General features: G+C 45.4%; 21 protein-coding genes and 5 pseudogenes. 2 read left to right on the top strand and 24 right to left on the bottom strand.

From position 1 onward, the window contains the following. Together JCM16496_RS07755 and JCM16496_RS07750 are read left to right on the top strand one after the other, a co-directional pair. Complete coding sequence (locus tag JCM16496_RS07755) at window positions 1-1,128, top strand: lactonase family protein (RefSeq protein WP_025833394.1); 1,128 nt, start codon at window positions 1-3, stop codon at window positions 1,126-1,128. A 70-nt stretch (window positions 1,129-1,198) separates the two neighbouring features. Next, window positions 1,199-2,248, top strand: a complete 1,050-nt coding sequence (locus JCM16496_RS07750; RefSeq protein WP_025833392.1) for a DUF4831 family protein — start codon at window positions 1,199-1,201, stop codon at window positions 2,246-2,248. Between the two features lie 11 nt (window positions 2,249-2,259). Here JCM16496_RS07750 and JCM16496_RS07745 read toward each other — a convergent pair whose 3' ends face one another. The 24 genes and pseudogenes from JCM16496_RS07745 to JCM16496_RS07630 all read right to left on the bottom strand — a co-directional run. Beyond that, the gene (locus JCM16496_RS07745; RefSeq protein ID WP_025833389.1) at window positions 2,260-2,610 is read right to left on the bottom strand and encodes a PqqD family protein; all 351 of its coding nucleotides are present in this window, start codon (window positions 2,608-2,610) and stop codon (window positions 2,260-2,262) included. Window positions 2,611-2,615: 5 nt separating this feature from the next. After that, window positions 2,616-4,279: pseudogene (locus JCM16496_RS07740) on the bottom strand (MFS transporter). Window positions 4,280-4,432: 153 nt separating this feature from the next. Further along, window positions 4,433-4,815: pseudogene (gene secG / locus JCM16496_RS07735) on the bottom strand (preprotein translocase subunit SecG). Window positions 4,816-4,819: 4 nt separating this feature from the next. Then, window positions 4,820-5,593, bottom strand: coding sequence for a DUF8458 domain-containing protein (locus JCM16496_RS07730; RefSeq protein ID WP_025833387.1), 774 nt, complete (start codon window positions 5,591-5,593; stop codon window positions 4,820-4,822). Between the two features lie 4 nt (window positions 5,594-5,597). Continuing rightward, window positions 5,598-6,122 (bottom strand): LptE family protein, encoded by a 525-nt coding sequence (locus JCM16496_RS07725; RefSeq protein ID WP_025833385.1) that lies wholly within the window; start codon window positions 6,120-6,122, stop codon window positions 5,598-5,600. Then, window positions 6,109-7,359 carry a sigma-54 interaction domain-containing protein gene (locus JCM16496_RS07720; RefSeq protein WP_025833383.1) on the bottom strand — a complete coding sequence of 417 codons (1,251 nt, stop codon included), beginning with the start codon at window positions 7,357-7,359 and terminating at the stop codon, window positions 6,109-6,111. Before JCM16496_RS07720 ends, JCM16496_RS07725 begins: the two co-directional genes overlap by 14 nt. A 1-nt stretch (window position 7,360) precedes the next feature. Continuing rightward, window positions 7,361-8,457 (bottom strand): annotated as a pseudogene (gene pdxA / locus JCM16496_RS07715) (4-hydroxythreonine-4-phosphate dehydrogenase PdxA). Window positions 8,458-8,463: 6 nt separating this feature from the next. Beyond that, window positions 8,464-9,518, bottom strand: a pseudogene (locus tag JCM16496_RS07710) (DUF4837 family protein). A 70-nt stretch (window positions 9,519-9,588) separates the two neighbouring features. Continuing rightward, window positions 9,589-10,629 (bottom strand): dual-specificity RNA methyltransferase RlmN, encoded by a 1,041-nt coding sequence (rlmN, locus tag JCM16496_RS07705; protein WP_025833382.1) that lies wholly within the window; start codon window positions 10,627-10,629, stop codon window positions 9,589-9,591. A gap of 280 nt (window positions 10,630-10,909) precedes the next feature. After that, window positions 10,910-13,047 (bottom strand): annotated as a pseudogene (locus JCM16496_RS07700) (SurA N-terminal domain-containing protein). Window positions 13,048-13,169: 122 nt separating this feature from the next. Beyond that, window positions 13,170-14,426: a hemolysin family protein gene (locus JCM16496_RS07695; protein ID WP_025833380.1), complete on the bottom strand. Its 1,257-nt coding sequence runs from the start codon at window positions 14,424-14,426 to the stop codon at window positions 13,170-13,172. A gap of 1 nt (window position 14,427) precedes the next feature. Continuing rightward, window positions 14,428-15,057, bottom strand: coding sequence for an LPS export ABC transporter periplasmic protein LptC (gene lptC, locus JCM16496_RS07690; protein WP_025833378.1), 630 nt, complete (start codon window positions 15,055-15,057; stop codon window positions 14,428-14,430). 4 nt (window positions 15,058-15,061) lie between these two features. Next, window positions 15,062-16,387 (bottom strand): tetratricopeptide repeat protein, encoded by a 1,326-nt coding sequence (locus JCM16496_RS07685; protein ID WP_025833376.1) that lies wholly within the window; start codon window positions 16,385-16,387, stop codon window positions 15,062-15,064. 46 nt (window positions 16,388-16,433) lie between these two features. After that, window positions 16,434-17,696 (bottom strand): BamG family beta-barrel-assembly machinery protein, encoded by a 1,263-nt coding sequence (gene bamG / locus JCM16496_RS07680; RefSeq protein ID WP_025833374.1) that lies wholly within the window; start codon window positions 17,694-17,696, stop codon window positions 16,434-16,436. Continuing rightward, window positions 17,683-18,414 (bottom strand): type III pantothenate kinase, encoded by a 732-nt coding sequence (locus JCM16496_RS07675; RefSeq protein ID WP_025833372.1) that lies wholly within the window; start codon window positions 18,412-18,414, stop codon window positions 17,683-17,685. The genes bamG and JCM16496_RS07675 overlap by 14 nt, the downstream gene beginning before the upstream one ends. A gap of 157 nt (window positions 18,415-18,571) precedes the next feature. Beyond that, window positions 18,572-19,012, bottom strand: a complete 441-nt coding sequence (locus tag JCM16496_RS07670; protein WP_025833370.1) for an N-acetylmuramoyl-L-alanine amidase — start codon at window positions 19,010-19,012, stop codon at window positions 18,572-18,574. Window positions 19,013-19,109: 97 nt separating this feature from the next. Beyond that, window positions 19,110-19,928 (bottom strand): DUF6266 family protein, encoded by an 819-nt coding sequence (locus JCM16496_RS07665; RefSeq protein WP_244440278.1) that lies wholly within the window; start codon window positions 19,926-19,928, stop codon window positions 19,110-19,112. A gap of 135 nt (window positions 19,929-20,063) precedes the next feature. Further along, window positions 20,064-20,201, bottom strand: a complete 138-nt coding sequence (locus JCM16496_RS22650; protein WP_159102439.1) for a hypothetical protein — start codon at window positions 20,199-20,201, stop codon at window positions 20,064-20,066. Window positions 20,202-20,316: 115 nt separating this feature from the next. Then, on the bottom strand, window positions 20,317-20,724 hold the full coding sequence (locus JCM16496_RS07655) for a hypothetical protein (RefSeq protein ID WP_128809497.1): 408 nt from the start codon (window positions 20,722-20,724) through the stop codon (window positions 20,317-20,319). A 179-nt stretch (window positions 20,725-20,903) separates the two neighbouring features. Continuing rightward, window positions 20,904-21,941: an RHS repeat-associated core domain-containing protein gene (locus JCM16496_RS25235; RefSeq protein WP_439644523.1), complete on the bottom strand. Its 1,038-nt coding sequence runs from the start codon at window positions 21,939-21,941 to the stop codon at window positions 20,904-20,906. A gap of 154 nt (window positions 21,942-22,095) precedes the next feature. Next, a complete protein-coding gene (locus tag JCM16496_RS07645) occupies window positions 22,096-22,314 on the bottom strand; it encodes a hypothetical protein (protein ID WP_025833363.1) in 219 nt (72 codons plus the stop codon). An 87-nt stretch (window positions 22,315-22,401) separates the two neighbouring features. Beyond that, the gene (locus JCM16496_RS07640; protein WP_025833361.1) at window positions 22,402-22,869 is read right to left on the bottom strand and encodes a hypothetical protein; all 468 of its coding nucleotides are present in this window, start codon (window positions 22,867-22,869) and stop codon (window positions 22,402-22,404) included. A gap of 38 nt (window positions 22,870-22,907) precedes the next feature. After that, on the bottom strand, window positions 22,908-23,600 hold the full coding sequence (locus JCM16496_RS07635; RefSeq protein WP_209441609.1) for a toxin C-terminal domain-containing protein: 693 nt from the start codon (window positions 23,598-23,600) through the stop codon (window positions 22,908-22,910). Then, window positions 23,560-23,897: RHS repeat-associated core domain-containing protein (locus tag JCM16496_RS07630; protein WP_025833357.1), on the bottom strand; the 338-nt coding region annotated here is incomplete at its 5' end. The genes JCM16496_RS07630 and JCM16496_RS07635, both read right to left, overlap by 41 nt.

Below are 23,897 nucleotides of genomic sequence, written 5' to 3'. Positions count from 1 at the left end.
ATGAAAACACTTCTTTTCTGTATGCTCGGATTAGGTCTGACAGCCTGCGGCTCTTCTCCAAAGGGCACTAACGGTGGCCAGGACGAACTCGCCATGCTGGTGGGTACTTACACGAATGGTTCAAGCAAGGGTATCTATACCTTCCGCTTTAATCAGGAGACGGGAACAGCCGTTCCGCTCAGTTCGGCGGCATTGCCCAATCCCTCCTACCTCGTCCCCTCGGAAGATGGCGAATTTGTCTATGCCGTCAGTGAAATGAACGACAGCACAGCAGCCCTCAGCTCCCTTGCCTTCGACCGGGAAACGGGAGAACTGCGCCTGCTGAACACCGTTCCCACCTTCGGCGCCGACCCCTGCTACGTGGCCACCAATGGCCGGGAAGTGTTGACTGCCAACTACAGCGGTGGAACCATGTCCGTCTTTCCTTTGCAGAAAGACGGCACTTTGGCTCCTGCAGACACGCTCTTTCAAGGCTCTGCCACCGGTCCCGACGCCATACGGCAAGCCACTCCCCACATCCATTGCACGGTCTTTTCACCGGACGGAAAGTATATCTTCGCCACCGACTTCAGTGCCGACCGCATCCTGCGCTTTGTGATGCACCCCGACGACCCTACCCCTCATGCTTCTCTGGAAGCCGTTGACATTGAGGCGGATTCCGGCCCGCGCCATCTGACATTCAGCCCCAACGGGAAGTTTGCCTATCTCATCACCGAACTGTCCGGCAAAGTCATTGCCTTCAGTTACGACGACGGTCGCCTGGAACAGATACAGACTATCACAGCCGACACCGTAGCTGCCCGTGGAAGTGCAGACATCCACCTCAGTCCGGATGGGAAATACCTCTACGCCAGCAACCGTCTGAAAGAAGACGGCATCGCCATCTTTGCCGTGAATCCTGAAAATGGGACCTTGGCAAAGGTAGGTTATCAGCCCACCGGCATCCATCCCCGCAACTTCAACATCACGCCCAACGGCAAATACTTGCTTGCCGCCTGCCGCGACAGCAATGTCATTCAGGTATACAAACGAAACGAAGTTACCGGACTCTTGGAAGATACTCATCAGGACATTGCAGTCGACATGCCGGTTTGCGTACAGTTTGTCGGCTCTGTTAATAATTTATAAAGCAATATTTAGCAAAGATAACTTCATTAACTTTGTCCCTTAGCTAAATCAGTCTAAACGAATGTACATTATGAAGAAGAATATATTGATGCTCTCAGCTCTGTTCTTGTCTACCACTGCCCTGGCGCAAACAGACGTAACCACCGGCGTGATGCGTGGCAAAGACTACGGGATAACCTATATGTTGCCCAAAACAGAAATAGAAATCGTATTGCAAACCACCAAGCATACCTACACTCCCGGAGAATTCTGTAAATATGCCGACCGTTATCTGCGTCTCAACAACATATCTGCCGAACCGGAAGAGTTCTGGACATTGGACAGGATAGAAACCCGTATAGCCGGTGTGCCGGATAAGGACAACGTCTATTTCGTGAAGATGAAAGACAAGACCGTGGCACCCCTTATGGAGCTTACCGAAGACGGAATTGTCCGCTCCATCAACATTCCGTTCAGCGGCAAACCGGCTGCCAAGATAACCGGAGCCCAAACAAGCGAAAGCGACATCGACCCGCGTAGTTTCTTGACGGAAGAAATACTAATGTCAAGTTCCAATGCCAAGATGGCCGAGCTGGTAGCCAAAGAAATCTACAGCATACGCGATAGTAAAAATGCCCTCCTGCGCGGTGAAGCGGACAATATGCCCAAAGACGGTGCCCAACTCAAGTTGATGCTTGACAACCTGAATCAACAGGAACATGCCATGACAGAAATGTTCTCAGGTAGAATAAAGAAAGAAGCCAAAACGTTTACCATTCGACTGACTCCCAGAGAAATGAAAAATGAAGTCGCTTTCCGTTTCTCTAAAAAATTAGGAGTAGTAGCCCAAAACAATCTTGCGGGTGAGCCCTATTATATCAGTGTCACTGACCTGAAGACTCCGGACTTGCCTACAGCCGAGGAAGGTAAAAAGAAAGTGGAAGGTGTTGCCTACAATCTCCCGGGTAAAGCGCAGGTGACACTGGTGCATAACAACAAGAAGCTGTTTGACGACCAGCTTTCCATTACCCAATTCGGCACCGTAGAATATCTCGCACCAGTACTGTTCAACAAGAATTCAACTATCAAGGTGCTCTTTGATACGGCAACAGGAGGACTGATAAAAGTAGACAGGGAATAACAGAATACTTCTCAATTTCTAATTTTCAATCGGACAAAACCGTCCTTACGCAACTGCATTATGTACATCGTGACACGCGAAGGATATTCCTTCGCGTCTTGGAAGTGTGTGCCAAGAGCATCTATTATCTCTTGCACCGTACGCCGACCGTCTATCATTCGCCACACGGCGGTGCCATGCTCTTCCAGGCTTACATGAATATGGGACGACATCCCCTTGGGCAACAGGAAACGGCGCATCCACGCATGCCTAAAGCGAGGAAAGGAGAGCACTGCGCCCTCCTCTCTCCATTCAGTTGTGACATGCGGGCTGCATACGGGAACCGCATCCAGAATACTTATCTTTCCCTCTACTTCCGTCATCTCTCTTATTCCTTTATATTGGCTTCTTCCAGTCCAAGCCCCTTCTTCTTGTCTACAGCCTTCAACACAAAGCCCAATATCAAGGCTGCCACTCCTAAGCAGGCAAGCATCACAAGCGGTGCAGTATAGTCGTAAGACACGGCTGCCGCTTCGGGAGTAATAACCCCGTTCTTCACATCAGCCACTAATTGAGAGTTGGTCTTGTCAAGCACCTTGCCGATAAGCAGCGGGAACAGCCAAAGACCAATATTCTGAATCCAGAAGATAAGCGCGTATGCACTGCCGATAATCTTAGCATCGACCAACTTAGGCACACTGGGCCACAAAGCGGCAGGTACCAGCGAGAAACTCGCACCAAGCACCAAGATAGTGAGGTAGGCCACAATCACACCGCCCACAGCATTTCCCTTGAATTCCGGCAGAATGAAAGCAAAAGTCAGATGACAAAAGATAAGCAGGATAGAACCTAACACCAGCATGGAAGCGGCCTTACCCTTATGGTCTACATAATTACCCAATATCGGGGTGATACCTACAGCCAACAAAGGGAACACAGCAAACACAGTCTCTGCACTTTGACGCATATATCCCATGTAACAGAACACCACCAATGCGACACCTGCCAATGTGAACAAACCAATCTTCATATTTGCTTTCTTAGAGAAGTTGCTGACAAAAGCGGCAACAGCTACTACCAGCATAATGCAATATTGTATTACAGTCACCGTATTGGTAGCCCAAAACGATTCGGCAGGCACTTCGGTAAACGTCAAGTTGCACTGGAGCATATTCACCGCATACTTCTGGAACGGGAAAATTGCCGAATAGTAGAGCACGCAGAGCAGAGCCACCAACCAAAAACCGCTACTGGAAAGGATGGTCCCCAAATCGCTCAACTTGAAGGGGTCGTCTTTCTCTTCCGCCTCTCCGGTCTGTTCATCCAACCTCTTGTCCATAAAGAAGTAAACAATGAACATGATAAGCGCAATCATCAGCAACACCACACCGAACGCCACCGAACGGGACACGTCAATATCCCCTCCCCATTTGGCAAACATCGGGAGAATATCATACAAGTAGCCACGCCAAGACGTGCCAATGCCATCTCCGAGCCCATGGCAAGTGCCATCTCACGTCCCTTGAACCATTTCACGATACCGCGTGAAACAGTGATGCCTGCCATTTCTACCCCACAGCCGAAAATCATGAAACCCACAGCAGCAAACTTGGCCGAAGCAGGCATACCCAGATAGAAGGGGGAGATGCCTAATTCATCGAAACCGGGAATATAATTCAAGTTGTTGTTGAACCAATTCTCCAATCCACTGCCTTGAAAACTTTCCGTTACCGCATACCAGTTGATAGTTGCTCCCACCAACATCACCGCACCTGAAAGCAGGGCCGTAAAGCGGACTCCCATCTTGTCGAGGATGATACCCGCAAAAATAAGAAAAAACACAAATACGTTGAGGAAAGTTTCAGAACCCTGCATGGTACCGAAAGCAGTAGAATCCCACCCCCGGGTAGACTGCATCAAGTCTTTAATGGGTGAAAGTATGTCCATAAAAATATATGAACAGAACATGGCAAAGGCCAGAAACAATAATACCATCCAGCGTACGCCCGCAGAATCGCGCAGCGTCAAATTAGTTTTGTCTGTAATCATCATTATTATATTAAGAATTAAACATTTCGTCTGTACAGCTTACAAAAATAGACAATTAATCATTTAATCCCGCTTGTTTCAAGAAAAAACAAGCGGGACTGTATACTATTTCAGTATACAATCCCGCTTATCACGGAATATAAATCTTCCCTAACATTAATTTGCCGGAGTTTCCTGAGCAGCCGGAGCAGCTTCAGCCGGAACTTCCGCAGGGGCTTCCGATTGCGGAGCTTCTGTACCTACGGGCATGTTATAAGGATTAGTTTTTTCTTCTTGTTGCGCCTGTTCCAGAATCACATCACCGCCCTTACTTGAAGAAGAAGGAATAGTGTAAGCAGAAACAATACTGAAGACTACCATACAGCTGCCAGAGTCCAGGTTGCTTTTTCCAGAAAATCCGTAGTCTTGCGCACACCCATAATTTGGTTGGATGATGAAAAGCCTGATGCCAGACCGCCTCCTTTAGAATTTTGAATCAATACAATGAAGCACATCAGCACAGATGCAATCAGCATTAAGATAACTAATAATAAATACATTTTGTTATTTTGATTTAGCGTTAATAATCAATTTCTCCAAAAATCTGATTTGGTCTGCAAAGTAAGCATTTTTTTTTGGATAATTCAAACTTAATTTTTTAATAATTTCAAGTGCCTTGTCATATCGGTGCTGTTTTATATAGATTTTGGCTAAAGTTTCCGTAAAACAGCTATCGTCCAACTCTTCCGTTACCGGCGATACGGAGGGCTCTTCCTCTTCTTCAGTCTCTTCCTCCTTCTCTACAAGAAACTCCCTTCTCGTATCCGGGGCATCCGGAGACTCACTCTTTTGAATAAAGTCATCTATCAATTCATGCCCGCGCAGTTTAGGCACTTCCGGCTCGTCTATTGCATCCACACCGGGTTCTTCCTGCATTAAATAGGCCGTATAATCCACCGCATAATCCAGCTCCGTATGTTGTGAATGCTCTTCGGGAACAGTAGCCAGAAATGCGTCAATCAAGGAAAGGGTACGGTCCACACTCGGCTCTTTCTCCAAATCGCCGGAAAAAAGCGACGAAGCCTTCCGGGATTTCAAGGCATAGCGGTCACCCTCTATAAAGTAAAACAGCACACGACGATCTGCCACATACAACACAGCCTTGCGCAACTCCGCGCCAAAGTTGATGTCGTGCAGCAGATAGAGGTTTTTCAGATAGAGCAAACGGAGCGACTGGAAATAAGGATAGCGTGCCACCAATGTGCGAAGCTCGTACAAAGTATCCCTATTCAGCGTCTCGGGATGCTGAATCCATTGTTGCAAATGGGCAGGCGTCATGAGTTTACCAGTTAGCTACAGTTGCATTGAAAATCTGTTCGGCAATGTCCTTCACCATCAAGGTTATCAGCTGGTCCTGCACTTCGGTCAGCAATTTTGAGGAATCATAGGTCTGGAAAGCCGAGAACTGCTGTTCAAAGTCCTCCTCATGGTTCGTGTTGTTGGTGTAGCGCACGTTGACAGTCAGCGTCACCTTCACCTTCGAAGAGTAACCGCTGGCATCCACCGATTCATTATATTGGTTGTAACCGGTTATTTCTCCGTCGATGTCCAGGTCTCCTCCGGAGTTCACCAGTTGCAGGCGAGTCTGCTGAATGAACATATCCTTCATTTTCTGGTTAAACTCTGTTGCCAGCGGTGCATATACATACTCTGCCCGGTTCTGGAAATCGGCAATGGAAATCGTTTTTACCTTTGTATAGTCAATAGAACTTATCGGAGCAAGTCCCAACTTCATACTACATGAATTCACCAGAAATAACAAGCTTACCAACAAGGAAGCAAATGCCGCTTTTTTAATCCAATCCATATTCTTTTATCTTTCTGTATAACGTACGCTCAGAGATATTCAAGTCCTGAGCCGCACTCTTACGCTTGCCGTGATGTTTTTCAAGCGCCTTACGTATCATTTCTTTCTCCACTTCATCCAGGGAGAGTGACTCCTCCACATATTCTTCCGTATCCTGGAAGTCATCGTCCACCGGAGTAACCGGCTTCACCGAAGGATGTATAATAGTGGGGACACTGGATGTTACCGGAGGTACCACCGCCGGAGTAGCCGGCGTATAGTAGGCCGATGTGGCAACCGCCGGATTGGCTACCGTTCCCCTTTCAGCCATAATCTCATGCACCAGCTTTTTCAAGTCCGTTACATCCTGGCGCATATCAAACAGAACCTGGTAGAGAATTTCCCGTTCACTCCCGAAGCTCTTGTCCTCCCTCACTCCAAACAAGGCAGGCAGGCGCTGCATGTTGTTCTGCTCAGGCAGATAGCCCTTTAAGATGGATGCATTGATTTCACGATTGGTCTCAATGATGGATATCTGCTCGGTGATATTCTTCAACTGGCGCACATTACCCGGCCATGAGTAGCCCAGCAACACTTGCTTGCCGTCTTCCGTCAGCTGAATGGCAGGCATACGGTACTTCTCCGCAAAGTCTGAAGCAAACTTGCGGAACAGCAACACCACGTCTTCACCGCGTTCGCGCAATGGAGGGACCTGAATAGGTACTGTGTTCAAACGATAATACAAGTCTTCACGAAAACGTCCGTCGGCGATGGCTTGTGTCAAGTTTACATTGGTAGCGGCAACAATACGCACATCGGTCTTTTCCACCTTAGAAGAACCTACTTTGATGAATTCACCGCTCTCGAGCACACGCAACAAGCGTGCCTGGGTAGGCAAAGGCAATTCGCCGACTTCATCAAGGAAGATTGTTCCGCCATTGGCTTCACCGAAATACCCCTTCCGTTCGCCGATAGCCCCGGTAAACGCGCCCTTCTCATGACCGAACAGTTCCGAGTCAATCGTCCCTTCGGGAATGGCTCCACAGTTCACGGCAATGTACTGTCCATGCTTGCGCCGGCTGTACTGGTGTATTATCTGCGGAAAGCTCTCCTTCCCCACACCACTCTCTCCGGTAATCAGTACAGACAAGTCGGTAGGCGCTACCTGGATAGCGATATCAATGGCACGCATCAGCGCTTCGTTGTTTCCGATGATGCCGAAACGTAATTTTACTTGTTGTATTTCCGCTTTTGTCATTCTACAAATCTTCTTCTACACTATCGAGTTTCAGTTTGTCGCTATCGTCACGTTTCTCGTAATATTGCTTGCGCAGCGGATTTGCATGTGCTTCTTTCTCACGCTGGCGGTTACGGAACACATCTATAGCCACATAGATAGCCTGCCGGAACGAATCTTCAGAGGCAATTCCTTTCCCGGCAATATCGTAGGCCGTGCCATGAGCAGGCGAAGTGCGTATCACCGGCAAGCCGGCAGTATAGTTCACGCCCTCGTCCATAGCCAATGCCTTGAACGGTGCCAGCCCTGGTCGTGATACATGGCCAGGATACCATCAAAATGGGTAAAGTTATCTGAGCCCATAAACCCGTCTGCCGGATAAGGACCATAGCAAAGCATACCCTTAGCAGCCATTTCGTTGATGGCCGGAATGATAATTTCCTGCTCTTCAGTTCCCAGCAATCCACCGTCTCCTGCATGCGGATTCAGCGAAAGCACTGCAATACGCGGTGCGCCGATAGCAAAATCCTGCTTCAAGGAGCGGTTGAATATCTTCAGTTTTTCCTGTATCAGTTCTTTGGTGATGCTTCCGGCTATCTCTTTAACGGGAATATGTCCGGTCACCAATGCTACCCGGAAGTCATCTTTCATCAGAATCATAAGGGCCTTCCCGCCATCTCCCAGTTTCTGCTCTATATACTCCGTATGTCCGGGGAAGGCGAACTCCTCCGACTGGATGGTATGCTTGTTGATGGGAGCTGTGACAATCACGTCTATCATTCCCTCCTTATATTCCTCAATGGCTTTTTCCAGTGCACCAAGTGCAGCTTTACCAGCTTCAACGTCAGGTTTAGAGAACTCAACCTTTACTTCATCATCCGTGCAATTCACTACACTCAAGCGATTGGGAGCCGCTTCGGAGGCGGAGTTGACGATACTGAAATTGGTAGGCAAGTCCAATGATTTACGATGATAAGCTGCCACTTTAGGCGAACCGTAGATAATCGGCGTGCACAATTCCAGCATCACCGGGTCTGCAAACGTCTTTAAAATCACTTCATACCCTACACCATTAATGTCGCCTTGTGTAATGCCGACTCTTATTTTATTGTCTTCCATTTTTCGTTACTTATTATTAGTAGTATCTTTTGCGGTTACGCCTACCGGAATTTCCGCACCTTCCTGCTTGCTGCCAGGCAGTTTCAAGGTATAGAGCGAAGCCTCCATCTGACGTACCAGATTACGTTTCATTTTATCAGGTGAATAAATAAATATTTCAGATACGATAATACGCTGATTGGCTTTGTCCAAACGTACATGCGATACGAACGGACCGCCCATGAAGTCACCCTTTATGCGCCACAAGCCGCGGGCCTCCAGTGCATAGTCTCCCTGCACACTGATGGGGCGGACATCGGTCATCAGAGAATCCGTCGACATATACATGCCTTCACGGGCACCAGGGATGTTAGCCTTCATCACGGAATCGCGTTTATGGACAAAATATTCTTTAGTAAACGTATCCTTATCCGTATAAGGATAAGAGTAGATTACAAAGTTCTGGTCGCCGGTAGCTGCATTCGTACCTGCCAGAAGAAGTTCTCACCCTCCTTGGTAGATGTCAGTTCGCCCGGCACCCATACATCGCAATCGAACTGGCTTTTCACCTTCGTTGCTATATAGTCGCTATGCTTGTCCTTCAATACTGAAATCTGACGATTCATTTCCGCATGGGTAAAGAAATCGATGATTACCTGCCTGTTCTCCTCCACAAATTTCTCGAACGAAGCCTCGTCCGGCGCCTGAATAGTGAGAATAGACTGAGGAGCAGCATATACATTCCTTGCATACTTGAATTTAGGCTGGGTATAGAGGTCCTTGTTCACATCGACAATAATGATATTGCGAATCAGTTTTAAAGTGGCATCATAATTGGAAGGGGCGGTATACATGATTCGGAATGAACGTTCTGACTGGGGAAGTCCCGGAACATCAGAATCAAGCACATCGAAAAGCGCCCTACCGGCGGGACGTTCCCACAAGCCGGGCTCCACCACTACCAGAACTTCATACGCACGACCACTGGAGGTCGGAGTAAACACACTCTTTTTGCCACCACCACAAGCGGAAAAAAGCGTCAGTACGAGAACCATACTTAAATAAAACAAGTGCTTTCTCATATCTCTATCATTTTAGTTTTTCACAAAGCTACGAAGAATGCGTAATATCCTCCCTACCTAAGTTAATAATTTATATTAATTCTTCTTTATTCTCCTCTTGCTTGGCAGTGGACAACATGCCGCAAGCGGCAAATATATCCTCTCCACGCGATGACCGTATGGTGGTAAACAGGCCATGCGAAGTCAGATAATCACGGAACGCAGTCATGGTTTCCATATCAGCCCCTTCAAGATTCACTCCAGGTATGGCATGAAAACGAATCAAGTTAATCCGGCAGTCCAGCCCGCGTAGCAGCTTCAGAAGTTCCTTTGCATACGGTAACGAGTCATTCACTCCTTTGAAAACAATATATTCAAAAGATAGTCTGCGCTGTTTGCTAAAATCATAGTTTCTTAACAATTCTACAATCTCCGTGATGGAGAACGCCTTCTCTGCCGGCATCAGCTCGCGGCGTTGCAAAGGTATCGGCGAATGAAGGCTGATAGCCAGATGGCAGTCCGATTCCTCAATAAAACGCTGCAAACCCTTCTTCAATCCCACAGAAGAAAGTGTAACACGCTTGGGACTCCACGCATACCCATACGAGGCGGTCATTATTTCCAGCGCTTTCAATACCTCGTCCAGATTATCAAGTGGTTCACCCATGCCCATCATTACCACATTGGTAAGCTTGTCCCTTTCGGGCAACGAATTGATTTGATTAATAATCTGGTGGGATGTCAGATTGGCAGTGAAACCTTGCTTGCCGGTCATACAGAACTTGCAATTCATCTTACAGCCCACCTGGGAGGAGACACAAAGCGTAGCCCGGTCTTCGTCGGGTATATAGACAGCTTCCACGAAATGTCCCTCGCCTGCCCGGTACAAGTATTTCACCGTGCCGTCTACAGAGCGCATGGCATCTACCGGCGCTTCGGCACCTACCTCATAGATTTCTTTCAGCAATTCCCGATGCTTCAACGAAAGATTGCTCATTTCGTCTATAGAAGTCACCTTCTTGTCATACAGCCAGGAAGCTATCTGCTTGGCAGAGAAACCGGGCATTCCCAGATTCTTCACCACATTCTGCAATTCAGAGAGCGTCAAGCCCAATAGAGGTCGTTTCTGCATATCGTTTTTCATTAAAACAAAACTCTTTCAAGAATGCAAAGGTAGGAATAAAGTTGCACAAAGACAACGGAGAGTATAGAAAATGAAATGTACAGACAATGAAAAGACGATGTATCCCAAGTACATGAGTACTTTTATAAGGTTATAATATCAGGCGCGGATTACGCGGAATGACACGGATTCAGTAAAATAAATCCGTGAATTCCGCGTAATCCGCGCCTAAAAGGAAGTGTAAAGGGGAGTTTTGCACACCCTCTTTCACTATGGGGGTTCTCCGTTCTTAGAAGAATAAATAACGTTGGTCTTTTACGTTGGCTTTCAGATACAAGTCACTGATGAACTGGCTTGCCATGCGTGCGTGCATGTTGGCCAAGTTAGCCTCTTCAGTTTCCTTGTTGAATGTTTCGTTCAGTTTCTCTTTTGCATAAGGTTGCAGAACGAATACACCACCGTTACCCTTGATAGGAGCACTCAGCTTGTTCACTTCGGCAATAGAAGCGTACGCGCCTACCAGAGGTTCGCTGCTACGCAATGCCGGGATATAGGCAGGAGCAGAGAAAGTAACGTGCTTTACAGAATCACTGACAGCATTTGCCATATTCTTGTACTGCTCGAACGAAGTTGCATTGGCAGCCTTCATATCAGCCATAATCTTCTCAGCTTTCTTGTCACGGAGAATTTCAGCTCTCAACTGGTCCTTTACCAAAGCCAGTGGGCGATAGCCTTCAGGAACAATACTTGCCACACCTACTACCAGCATACGGTCGCTCTCGCCACATTCGTACAAACCGGAAACTTCACCGGCTTTTGCCTCAAACGCCCATTTCAAAGCATCTTTGGTACCTCTGATACCACCGATACCATGTTCAGAGCTGTACAAATCGGCTCTATCCAGCAACTTATAACCGGCATCTTCCGCATTGGCAATCATTTTCTCTAAAGTATTGTTTGCAGCGATAAACTGGCTGAACTCATTGTATGCCTTGCTGTAAGTTTCCTTACTGAATTCTACCGGACGCTTGATAACGGCTACCTTATATTTATCCTTGACAGCCTTTTTGTTGGTTACCTGCAAAATGACATTTGCTTGTCCCAACGCCAGATTGGTCAGTTCGTTCTGCCCCAAAGTAGTGACAGCAGTAATATATTTCAAGTTGTCACCGTCAATCTGTGCGCCTTCGTAGTTAGCAGAAGAGATCCAGGTAGGCTCACCGGTCTGACCGTACTTCTTCGCAACTTCAGCAAAGCTGGCACCACCCTTAATAGCATTGTAGATGCTGTCGGCCAAAGTCTTCGTCTTTTCAGCATCTTCGGCAACCACCTGAATCTGACGGAACTCGATAGAGTCCGGCATGGCAGCAACAGCCAATTTCTTGAAAGAGTTGAGGGTATTGTCCGATACGTTATAATAAGGTCCGAATACACCACCCACCGCAACAGAATCCAAACGGGCTGTCACATCAGCAGGCAGAGACTTGGCAGTGTAGAACAAGTCTGTATAAGGAGCATCGGAACCCGTAGAACGGATGAAGGTAGTATAGTCGGAAGGATTGGCAGTAAGTTGTTCAGTGTATTCTTCCATTTCCTTCTGGAGGGCAGCTTTGTCTTCTGCACTTGCAGTAACTTGTACATCAATGAACTTGATATTGCGAGTTTCCACATATTGCTTGAACTGTTCTTTTTTCTTGTCGTATGCAGCCTTCAAATCGGAATCCTTGATAACGATGGTAGAGTCAACGATAGAAGAATAGGGAACTGCTGCAAGCAGCAGGTCTGACTGATCCACTCTTGCATCAAAAGCGTCCTGAGCTTCTACCGGGTTGGAGAAAAGAGACTTCGTAATCAAAGCCTGGTACTTTTCCTGAAGACGTGCTGGATAAGAGACTTTTCGAGGAAAGACCAGAACTTGTACATGGATTCATAGTATTCTGCATATTGTGAAGGCATCTGCGCCTTATTCATTTTTGAATAGTCCACCAGGAACTTCTTCAACATATCCTTATCAAATGCACCGGTCTGAGGGTTGCGGAACGGAGTCTGTTGCAGCATCGGATGCACACCGGCATCAATAATAGCCTGAATCTCAGCCTTCGATACAACCAGACCAAGCTTCTTTGCTTCTTTTTCAATCAGCTTATTATTGACGTATGTTCTCCACACTTCATCTTTGATTTGGTTTGTCTGTTCATCGCTCAATGCACTGTTGCCACTGGAGAACTTGATGACTTCTGTATATTCTTCTACCAATGCCTGAAAATCTTGAGCGGAAATTGATTCCCCGTTCACTTCTCCTACGTCTTGTGACTGGTGTGGCTGAAGCACTTTCCACGCGTCACCTGCGATGAAAGCAAACAGCGCCAAACCAATAACAATCACCAATAAAGGTCCTTTAGACCGAATGTTTTGTAATGTTGCCATTTTAGTTAATATGATTTATTTGTTTATTATTATTTTCCTAACAAGTTCATTTTAGCGCACGAAGATACAAAAAATGCTAATACGCATCCATTTATTCTTTAAAAAATTACGCTTAAATGAAATTATTCGATGACTTTCAGTCTCACCAACTCAATTTTAGTGGCTGTCACCTTGATTATTTTAAACTGATAGTTATCAACTTCAATCACTTCATGCAGTTTCGGGAAACTTTGATAACGGTTCAAAATCAGACCGCCCACTGTCAGATAATCATCCGATTCGGGCAGGTCGAGCCCGAAGGTTTCATTTACCTTTTCTATTTCCAGACGGGCCGAAAGCACATATTCACGTTCACCCAGCTGCTTACATACATAGGATGTATTATCATGTTCATCCTCAATATCGCCGAAAATTTCTTCCACCAAATCCTCCAAAGAGACGATACCCGCCGTACCACCGAATTCGTCCACCACTACAGCAATCGTCTTTTTCTGCTGCATGAACAGTTTCATCAGCTTATGGGCCGACATCGTTTCGGGTACAATGGGAACTTCCTTCACGTTGTTCTTCCAGTCTACCGGATTCCTGAACATCTCAGACGAGTGAATATATCCCACCACATTATCTATATTCCCGTCATATACTATGATTTTGGAAATACCCGACTCCACAAAAAGACACTTCAATTCTTCCAATGTGGTGGTCAGGTCTACAGCTACCACCTCTGTACGCGGTACAATGCAGTCGCGTATCTTTATATTCGAAAAATCAAGCGCATTCTGGAATATCTTTACCTCTGCATCCAGCTCCTCTTCACTTTCCGCATTCTCTATGCTCGACTGGATGAAATAATCCAAATCCACTTTGCCAAAAGCCTTGGCTGAAGCTTCCTTGTTTACCTTCATTCCAAATATCCGAAGGAACAGATACGACAATCCCGATGCAAACTTTGAGATGGGGAACAGAATGACATAACATATAAATAGAGGAATGGCACATACCCTCAGCATCAGATTGGGATTGATTTTAAACAAAGTCTTCGGCAAGAACTCACCGGTTACCAAAATAATAAGAGTGGAAATTACAGTCTGCACCAGCACCATTACGAAATGGTTGGAAATAATTCCGGCAAGAAGATTCACCTCTATGAGCTGCGCCATCAAGATACCGTAAATGACAAGTGCAATGTTATTACCCACCAGCATGGTCGAGATGAAGTTATTCGGGTTGCGAAGGAAATAAGCAATGATACCGGAAGTGACGCCCGGCTTCCTTTCCATCTCAAAGCGCAGTTTATCTACGGAAACAAAAGCAATCTCCATCCCCGAAAAGAAAGCGGAGAAAGCCATGGTTATCAATAAAAAAATAACGGTGTCCATTTTATCTATTTATGGTATCAGTCTGCAAGCTATCCGGTGCGGCAGTCTCCTCATCAACATAGAAGATGCCCTCCGGCTTGCGAATCGTGTAAACAGTCATTTGCTGGTTGGATTCAAAGCCATGTCCCGTAATGATACGGTCAGGCTGCTCGATACGGATAAACTCATCCGAATAAATTCTTTGTGCCCGCTGGTCCCAATACAGCAGCTCCGTATCAAATTGTTCACCTTTCAAATTCTGTATATGCACATTCCCCATCAGTTTCCATAATTCCTCCTTATTAAAAAAGTAGGCTGTATCGGCCTTGATACTTGCCTCCACTTGGAAGACAGAGTCGAACTTTTCCAGATAAACCCCCTTTTCAAAAGCCCAGTAAGGAGGATTTTTCCGGTCAAAGACCAGCCACTCTTCCGTATTGATGCGATAACGTGTTACACCGGAATCAGACACCAGCGTAGTCACCCCGCGAGTGTCCATCACTGCCATAGAGTCACGCTCGGTAATGGCATCCCCCAGCTCCTTCTTCTTCCCGGAACATGAAGAAAATAAAAGAAGCATAACCATTGCCCCAAGGACAATGGTTATGCTCGCATTTTTATGATAAACAACGTTGATGGGTTGTAGCAACATGGTTTTATCTGATAGTTGTAGATTCACCTATCCATCCACCGATAGTGATACGGTCACCGGCTTTGTAACCCAACATAAAGAGGTCTTTAGCCTGGGGAGTGTGGCGTGAATAAGTACCAATCAATTCGTTAGCACGTTCTGTAACCGAAGGATCCACCGCTTTAGCTCTCTGCAACTTGTCAATTACCACAAAGTAAGTACACTTGTTCAGAGCGGGCTCATCGGTCCAATTAGGATTGGAGCCGTAAAGCTGTGCCAGCAGGATATATGGGTCACCATAGTTTTCCTTGAAACCGATAGCCTTCAGACAATACGCTCTTGCCTGGGACAGTTTCTTAGCCTGCATCAAGGCAGCAGCAGTGGCGTAGGCCATTTCAGCTTTCTTGTCATTATCGGTTTCCTTAGCCAATGCTTCGTCAAAATACTTCACTGCATTGTCATAGTCGCCTTTCTTATAGTACATATATGCTACACCTACAGCAGCATCAGCAGTCGGGTCAATTTGATACATGTATTCAGAAGCCTTGAAATAAACTTCGCTTTCGTTACACTTCATCAACTTCAGGATATTCAATGCTTTCTTCAAGAAAGTAGAGTCAGTCTTATTTTCTTCTACCTTAGGACCATAGATATTCTGCAGTGATTCGCAGTCAGCCACACCACTCTGGATGAACATAGCTACCAGATTGTCCTTGATAGCTTGCAGATTTGCCTTCTTTGCCTCTTTAGTCTCAGCTGCGATAGCATCGTCCGCATACTTGGAAGCATCAATATAGTCTTGGAAGAACTGGTCAGTATGATTGTCATCGGCCTTCACTTTCTGCATAGAGACATCCAGGAAGTAGTGCAACACCGCACCTTTGGAGCCGCCCTTTTCAGCTTGAACAGATTCTTTCAGCCAATTGTAAGCAGTATTAAGGTCGGGAGCAGGAGCGAACTGAAGATAATCCACAGCTTTGGCACCCAAGGCATCAGCCACACTCGGCACGTTCTTCATGCCCTTACTAATAAATTCAGGAATGTACTTCATTCTCAAATCATATACATCCATCAACTCATCAAAATACTTCTTGTAATCAGCAGAATTCCTGTCCTTAATCTGACTCAAGAAACCTACTAAAATCTTCTGAGCATCTGTAAATGTGTAATACCGCAGTGTAGGGCAATCCTTCAATACAGCCATACAGGGAGCGTATGCATCCTTAAAGTTGCCTGCTCTCACTGCTTCATGAGAGATACTACTGTTCGAATTACAATTTTCAGTCTGTGCGAAAGTGCTGGTCACTCCACCCGAAAGGAGCAAGACAGCTACAAGCGTCTTAATTTTCATTGTATTTAAATTTTAGTTGTTATATTTTTTGTCTATTCAATTTCCATTAATCCACTTTACGCTTGAAGAACCAACGTTCGTTAAAGGTCACTCCGACGCAAATGCGCAACGTATTTTCGTTCAAGAACGCCGCTTGGGTTCCTTTGGTTCGCACGTATTGTGCAGAAAGACTCAATACAGAACGGGTTCTCGGTATGGGTAATCCAAAACCTGCAGTAACGCCATATTCATCAGCGGCACGTACACCGTCTATCTTATAATAAGGTTTGGAATAATAAGCTCCCAAACGATACTTCACATGAGACAAATAGCTTCGTCCCATAGGATTCGGCAGATACTCTGCACCCACGGATATTCTTCCACGGTCGCAAAACGCCTCGTCATTGTTCATATAGCTCACTTTACTCCAATTTTGAAACATTACATCCGCTCCTACCGTCAGACGATTGTCGTACACGTACGTCACACCCGCGCCAAATGTCGTCGGGATGCCGCAAGTAGCAACAGTATCCCTCGTTGTCGAGGTAGCTCCCGTATTGCTATTACCAATCTGCCTAACTTCGTACGCATCATTGCTCAAATCATGCCCCGGAGAAAAGACTACTCCCAACGTTGCAGCATGCTTTTTCCCAAACTGGTGGGTGTACTGCGCTCCAAAATCCAACTTATAACTCTTTACAGCCACATTAGACTGTATTGTAATAGGGAATACACCTGAACTGGACGGAAAGGTTTCCGCGGCGGTTCTTGTTATATCTCCCCAAAGATACGAAAAATTCGCACCGACAGAAAGATTTTTAATTATTTTAAATCCTGCGCCTAAATAAAGCTGATGCAGGCCTCCTTCTCCCGAATAGCTTACCGTTGTAGATTTGTCCGGAAACTCCGTATCTTCCCGATACTCTCCCATGCTGTATCCCACATTCGAATAAGGCAACAATCCCAAACTTATGGCAGCCCATTTACTTGCACGAAACTGCATCGTGATGTAATCAAAACTGGAATTCTTGGCATTTCGCTTCAGAGTACCGTTACTGAGGTTTGTATTCTGCAGGGAGACTGCTCCATCAAAGATAAAGGTCAACGAATCTACCGCCGTATAGGATGCCGGATTAGCAAAGTTAGTCTGGTACTTGTCCCGTAAACCATAGGCAATACCACCCATCGCCCTGCTGTTACTTGAGCCTTGTTCAGACAACTGTCCATATCCATATCGTGTATAGGGAGAATTTGTATTATTTTGAGCGACTGCCGCTCCTGATAATATCGTGAGCAAGAGCACTAACAGTGTTTGTCTATAGCCTGTCATTATTATAGTTTAAAATTCTATTTAATCCTTTCAACACTAAAAATCTGTCTGCAAAGATGATACTTTTTAAGTTTGTATCAAAAGAAAAATCATCCCCGCCCGTTAAAAAAACCAAAAGTTCAGGATATTTATGCTTCATAGCCGTAATGTAACCTGAAATTTCATATTCAATACCCTTCACTACTCCGGCACGGATAGCCGTATCGGTATCCTTCCCCATGGGCACCATCCGCCCCCCGGGAGCCACCAACGGAAGCCGTCCGGTAAACTGGTGGAGCGCCTTGAAGCGCATCTGCAGGCCGGGAGAGATATTCCCGCCATGATAGCGGGCGGCGGCATCGATAAACTCGTATGTGATGCAGGTACCGGCATCCACCACCAATATGTCCCTGCCGGGGAACCGTTCATTGGCTCCTACCACCGCCGCCATGCGGTCATAGCCCAGCGTCTGCGGGGTCTCGTAGAGGTTCTCCACCGGGAGAGGGATCTTTTCATCAAGCCACAGGATGGGGACATCCATACCTTCCAGTTGCGACAGCACCTCCCTGCCCAAATCAATGACAGTAGCCACTATCGCTTTTTCAATCGTATATGTACGGCATACTTCAGGCAACCGTTCCAACGTCAGATTGGAGTCATACACTACCTCCACGATACGTCCATCATCAAACACTGCCATCTTGGCGATTGTATTTCCTATGTCAATAATGAGATTCACTGCGTTTCTTTTAAATCGGGTGGCAAAGATACAACCATTGCCGGTAAGAATGCCGTTATCCAAGATTTTTTTTTGCTTAACAACCCTAAAAAAGCAGAGTACTTTCCCCGCCCCGACACATCCGGGCGGGGAAAGTACTCCGGTTTTTCCATTCAGTTCACAGCTCCTGTGCTACATCGAAGCACGGGCACATTTTCACCCATTCCACAGGCTCCACCACACCGTTGCCGTTCAAGTCAGGACTAAGGTCGCGGTGTCCGCAAAGACGGGCATTGGGGAAACGACGCAAAAGTTTTGCCACAAGTAAGCGCAACGCCGCACGCTGCTCCAGAGTACGGGTATCTTTCGGGCTCCCGTCTACAGCCAACCCGCCTTCATAACAAAGGCCGATAGAATACTTGTTATAACCCCGGACATGCGCTCCAATCTGTGCAATGGGGCGAGTAGAGACAACCTTACCGTCACGACGGATATAATAATGGTAACCTATGCCGACAAATCCGCGACGGAGATGTTCGCGTTTAAGCGCCTCCACCGTCAGACTACAATCTTCGCGAGTAGCACTGCAATGCACTACAATATAATTGATTTTTCTCATTTTACTTCTTTAAAAAAATGTTTTTTGATTTTTTTCAAGTTTGCCCGGCACTCCCGGGCTTAGAGCCGGTTTGTCTTGGAACAAGCCCCTATGGACATTACCCCAGCGGGTTCTCCCCTTGGTCTCCGTCAGCGCCGGAAGAATCACCGCCGCCGTTGCCTCCATCCGCACCGGGAACATTCCCTTCTTCTTCATAATCGTCATTCCGCAAACAGATGCTGTTAGTCGCACGGACACCATTTCCAGAAGAAAAAGCAAAGTAAACCGCCAAAGCGTCATCTCCCCAGTTTTCAGGCAAAGCAAGTTCCGTCTTTCCATCTCCACGGGTAGCTCCGGAGAACAGATAAACCGCCTCACCACGCACCTTGTTATAAGCCAGCGGCATCGCCAGGTCGGTAGCCAAGGCATCGCCCATCCCGCTGTTATCATCCCAGCTGAAAGATAGCTTGCCCGCCTCTTTTGTTACCACAGCATTGAAGACGGGCGTCAACGTGCCGCGGGCCACCAGAACGCGCGCATAGTCCACCTTCAGTTCCGTCCCGCTATCGGTGACGGCATTATGGAGTACGTAGCTCATGGCCGCATTAAAAGCTGTGCAGTCTTTTGTCGACTGCTTATAGCCGATACGCACATAAGGTACGACAGCGCACAAAAAACGCATGCACTTGCGGAACTTTCCACGTTGCGCCTGCTGCTTCAGCGTGCGGGGGTTCTTGACACTGATGGCCAATGCACGCATATAGTTCACATTTTTCCAGGAACTGCCCACCACAGTTCCTACTTTTCCGCTGAATCCCCCAAGGATTTCTTGTTTAATCTGTCCCATAATGATGAGTGTTTTTAGGGAGCCGAAGACAAGCAATATGCCTGCCTCCACGAAGCCGCCACCTGCCGGTCGTGGACTTCTTCCACCCACGGCTTTCAGCTATCGGGCACTGCAAATATAAGCCAGACAACAAAAGGACTCCCAATATGCGTATGCATTGCCTCCGCTTGCACCGCTTTGCACTGCGAAGGAAGCTGTCCGCCTCCGTAACTGCCTTCTCTTTGATTATTCTTTATTCAAATCTTTCGTCAGATTGCCGTTGGCATCGTAAGCGTACTCGTTTGCCTGCCTGGCGGCATCCTTGAAGTCGAGACCGTTGTTGTAGGCGGAGGCCGCAACAGTACTCCTAATGTGAAATGGCACAGAAATTCCCTGCCTGCATTACCAAAGATGCCGACAGGGATTTTTTGTTGAATAAGAAAATTTTAATATTCAAAAGTAACAGATGAAAACATCCCAGTTACATCGAACAGACCAGCTACTCTTCTATCAAATCATTTGAATAACATCTTGTATAAATAACCTTAAAATAGCATGTTATTGCCACTGCGATATCCGATGCAGGTACACAAAAATACCAATTCTCATAAGGATTTTTTTCTTTTATGTCAGCTTCGAATATACTGTCACAGAAAACTCTTACTATATAGTTGTTTTCAAAATAGAGTGTCAAATCATAATGAGAAGATAACTCATAAGACAACAATTTGTTATTTAACAAATACTGAACACTTTCATTCATACGTCCTACATGAGGCGTAGCATCATCGCCGCAAGTTGTCAAAACAACTCCATTATGCTCTACTCGCCACGCACAATTAATCATGTAGTGAACTCCTTCTTCAAACTCTATATTCCAAATAGAACCCACACAACCGCCTGTCAAGGAATGAACACCTTTTTGCCAATAGCAGTTTTTAATAACTCATGTATATCCATTTCACTTTCTAAAATATTCTTTTATTAACTGTTCTATTTCATGATAGCCAAGCCCTTCCCCTCCTACTAAACGATGCAGGGTTTGTCGTTGGACTCTATCAAGATTATGTTTATTACACAAACTTCTTATTTGTTCATCCTGTACAGCCCGGTTTCCCGACATATTACCTTTCGCCCGTCCCATTTTTCCCTATTTCCTCCACTGTGGATAATTCCACTTCTGCTTGCATCAAAAGTATTGGTGGTAGAGAAAGAACGGAACATGGAAGTGAAAACATTTTTCAATATGTTCCAGCCACTCTTGGTACTTGCAAAAAACAAATCAAATTCCGGATAAGTATTATCCAGTTTTCCCGAAGCCCGTTTATACCATTTACTTCCTCCGCCTTCCAGCCAAGCGTTCTCTCCATCATTGCTCAAAGCGGGAAAAGAAACTCCGATACTTGTTACTATGCCATTTTCAATTGTCCCGTAATTGGAATAGAACATATTGGTCTGGTCATTGAAAGTCAAATTACCGAGAAATTCCACGTCGGTACTATGGTTCCAGGACGAGAAGTTTACTTCATTAAGAAAATTGCCACTTCCATACGGGTATTCTTTCGCAGCTTCCAGGAATTGCCTGATTGCCTCAGGATCGTTTGTACTCCAATAATCCATCCCGTCAGGGTCAATCCGATTAACAGGATTATTCCCGCAATAAGCATAGAGGCTTGTATAGAAATAATTTTCAGCAGAAGGATCCACCGTCGTAAACCTTCCCAGTGCAGCATCATACATGCGTGCCCCGTAATCATACCAATTCAACCCTTTCTTCGCATCAAACTCCTTACCATTATACTTGTAAGGCTGAACACCATTAATACTTGCAAAGACTCCGCCAAAAGGATAATAATGGCTCGTTTCCTCTACATTACCGCTTGAATTGCTAACCATCCGGTGATTCCCTTGATGGTCCTTCAAGTAGTAATGATACTTGCTATCACTCAACGTCACATAACCCTCTTCAGTAAGCAGCAGCTTCTGGACTCCGTTTTCATAGACCACATTTCCGCAGTAATCAGTCGTGGTAGCAGTATTGCCTATCTTATGAACTGTTTTCAGCTTTGTGCCGTCGGCACCATAAGTGTAGGTAATCGTACTACCGTCACTGAAAGTTACCACTTTTGGCAAATTTAAGCAATTATATGATATACCTGTTTAAATCTTTAGTTAAGTATGAGTACGTGTCACACTGGCAAGTTGGTCCGTGAAAGTATAGACTGTAGAGGTTACATCTCAGCAACCCCCTGCCGTAGCTCGAAGTGTCACGAGTAAACTACCCGCTAGGGAAGCCCACACCGCCCACAAAGCCATAGTTGCCGTAGTAGTTCTGTATGGTATATGTACCACCGTATTGGAAGAGGCATTCTTTCCGGTGCATTTCTCCCGAAAACGTCATATAGGCAGTAGTCCACTTGGGGGATCGCTGGTCACCGTCCTGCGAGAAGACCAGGTGGGCGTTGTCTTCATATTCACATCGCCCATTAAAAAACATAGCTGAATATAAAAAACTATCCCAACATATAAGATATACAATTTCTGGTGTTGGGATAGTTTTTATATTCAGTTTGAAATAGTCGGATTATGCTAAGATAGTATATTTATTTTTTAAGATATGCATAAAGAAACCACGATCATCATATACATCCAAAAGGAAACAAAGATATTTTGTATTAATACATATTTGCACTCTCACACTGAGTGAAGGGGCTTTTGCAAGTTCAAAATTAAAATGATTAGCCAGCAACACTCTTAAAAAAGGAATCATGTCTTTTGATGCATGTACAAAGCATATTCCTGGTGTCATTCTATTATTATAATGCTTATATACTACATATTCATTACCAGGTATATGCTTTTGGAGAAAAGATTCAATTTTCTCATTCTTTTCCCAAAAAAGAATTCTACAAATTATAGATTCCGCCTCTAATGATTTTATAATATTACAAATGAAATCAGCTTTTCTAATTAAAGCAATAGGCTCTATGTCACATCTTGTACAAACAGATTTCTTATTTTTCTTTCTTAATGCTTTGCAAAAAAAAATCATTAACAGTATTGTAATCTTCTTTTAAAATCTTCATAATTCTATTTTTTGAATATATTAAGCTCTTTATCAGCAGTTCCTATTCTTACCAATTTGCCATTTATTTCTTTAAAAACTTTCCAAGCCCCACCATTATGACTATCCACATCCTTAGAATAATATTTCCCTTTATATTCATATACTTTTTCCCCATGGGAGTAACCGAATTTTTTTGTCTCTTTAAATCCTTTTACTGCAATATCTTTAACAGCATTGGCATTTATAGTGTTTATGGGAGAAAATGTAGGATTTAGGGAGTTCCAAATCCATCTCAATGTTCCCCACCCAGCCTTTGTTACACTTGTTGATAACATAAATTCCGGATAAGTATTATCCAGTTTTCCCGAAGCCCGTTTATACCATTTACTTCCTCCGCCTTCCAGCCAAGCGTTCTCTCCATCATTGCTCAAAGCGGGAAAAGAAACTCCGATACTTGTTACTATGCCATTTTCAATTGTCCCGTAATTGGAATAGAACATATTGGTTTGGTCATTGAAAGTCAAATTACTGAGAAATTCTGCGTCAGTACTATGGTTCCAAGATGAAAAGTTTACTTCATTAAGAAGATTGCCACTTGCATTCGAATGTTCTTTCGCAGCTTCCAGGAATTGCCTGATTACCTCAGGATTATTTGTACTCCAATAATCCATCCCGTCAGTCAATCCGATTAATAGGATTATTCCCGCAATAAGCATAGAGACTTGTATTGAAGTAATTTTCAGCAGAAGGGTCCACCGTCGTAAACCTTCCCAGCGCCGCATCATACATGCGTGCCCCATAATCATACCAATTCAATCCCTTCTTGCCATCATACTCCTTACCGTTGTATTTGTAAGGCTGCACATTGCCTGAACTTGCAAATACCCCACCGAAGGGATAATAATGGCTCGCTTCTTCAACAGCACCCGTAGAACTGAGGACTACGCGGTTGTTCCCCTGATGGTCCTGCAGGTAATAGTGATACTTCTTGTCCGAAAGCGTAACATACCCCT

It is taken from the genome of Bacteroides rodentium JCM 16496 (assembly GCF_000614125.1).
Taxonomy (GTDB): Bacteria; Bacteroidota; Bacteroidia; order Bacteroidales; family Bacteroidaceae; genus Bacteroides; species Bacteroides rodentium.
Note: the sequence above shows the minus strand (reverse complement) of the source record. Positions and strands in the feature narration are given on the sequence as shown.

Coding starts and splice junctions, on each gene's coding strand:
- JCM16496_RS07755 (WP_025833394.1), top strand. CDS start 1: ATGAAAACACTTCTTTTCTGTATGCTCGGATTAGGTCTGACAGCCTGC.
- JCM16496_RS07750 (WP_025833392.1), top strand. CDS start 1,199: ATGAAGAAGAATATATTGATGCTCTCAGCTCTGTTCTTGTCTACCACT.
- JCM16496_RS07745 (WP_025833389.1), bottom strand. CDS start 2,610: ATGACGGAAGTAGAGGGAAAGATAAGTATTCTGGATGCGGTTCCCGTA.
- JCM16496_RS07730 (WP_025833387.1), bottom strand. CDS start 5,593: ATGACGCCTGCCCATTTGCAACAATGGATTCAGCATCCCGAGACGCTG.
- JCM16496_RS07725 (WP_025833385.1), bottom strand. CDS start 6,122: ATGGATTGGATTAAAAAAGCGGCATTTGCTTCCTTGTTGGTAAGCTTG.
- JCM16496_RS07720 (WP_025833383.1), bottom strand. CDS start 7,359: ATGACAAAAGCGGAAATACAACAAGTAAAATTACGTTTCGGCATCATC.
- rlmN (WP_025833382.1), bottom strand. CDS start 10,629: ATGCAGAAACGACCTCTATTGGGCTTGACGCTCTCTGAATTGCAGAAT.
- JCM16496_RS07695 (WP_025833380.1), bottom strand. CDS start 14,426: ATGGACACCGTTATTTTTTTATTGATAACCATGGCTTTCTCCGCTTTC.
- lptC (WP_025833378.1), bottom strand. CDS start 15,057: ATGTTGCTACAACCCATCAACGTTGTTTATCATAAAAATGCGAGCATA.
- JCM16496_RS07685 (WP_025833376.1), bottom strand. CDS start 16,387: ATGAAAATTAAGACGCTTGTAGCTGTCTTGCTCCTTTCGGGTGGAGTG.
- bamG (WP_025833374.1), bottom strand. CDS start 17,696: ATGACAGGCTATAGACAAACACTGTTAGTGCTCTTGCTCACGATATTA.
- JCM16496_RS07670 (WP_025833370.1), bottom strand. CDS start 19,012: ATGAGAAAAATCAATTATATTGTAGTGCATTGCAGTGCTACTCGCGAA.
- JCM16496_RS07645 (WP_025833363.1), bottom strand. CDS start 22,314: ATGTTTTTTAATGGGCGATGTGAATATGAAGACAACGCCCACCTGGTC.
- JCM16496_RS07640 (WP_025833361.1), bottom strand. CDS start 22,869: ATGATTTTTTTTTGCAAAGCATTAAGAAAGAAAAATAAGAAATCTGTT.
- JCM16496_RS07635 (WP_209441609.1), bottom strand. CDS start 23,600: ATGCTTATTGCGGGAATAATCCTATTAATCGGATTGACTGACGGGATG.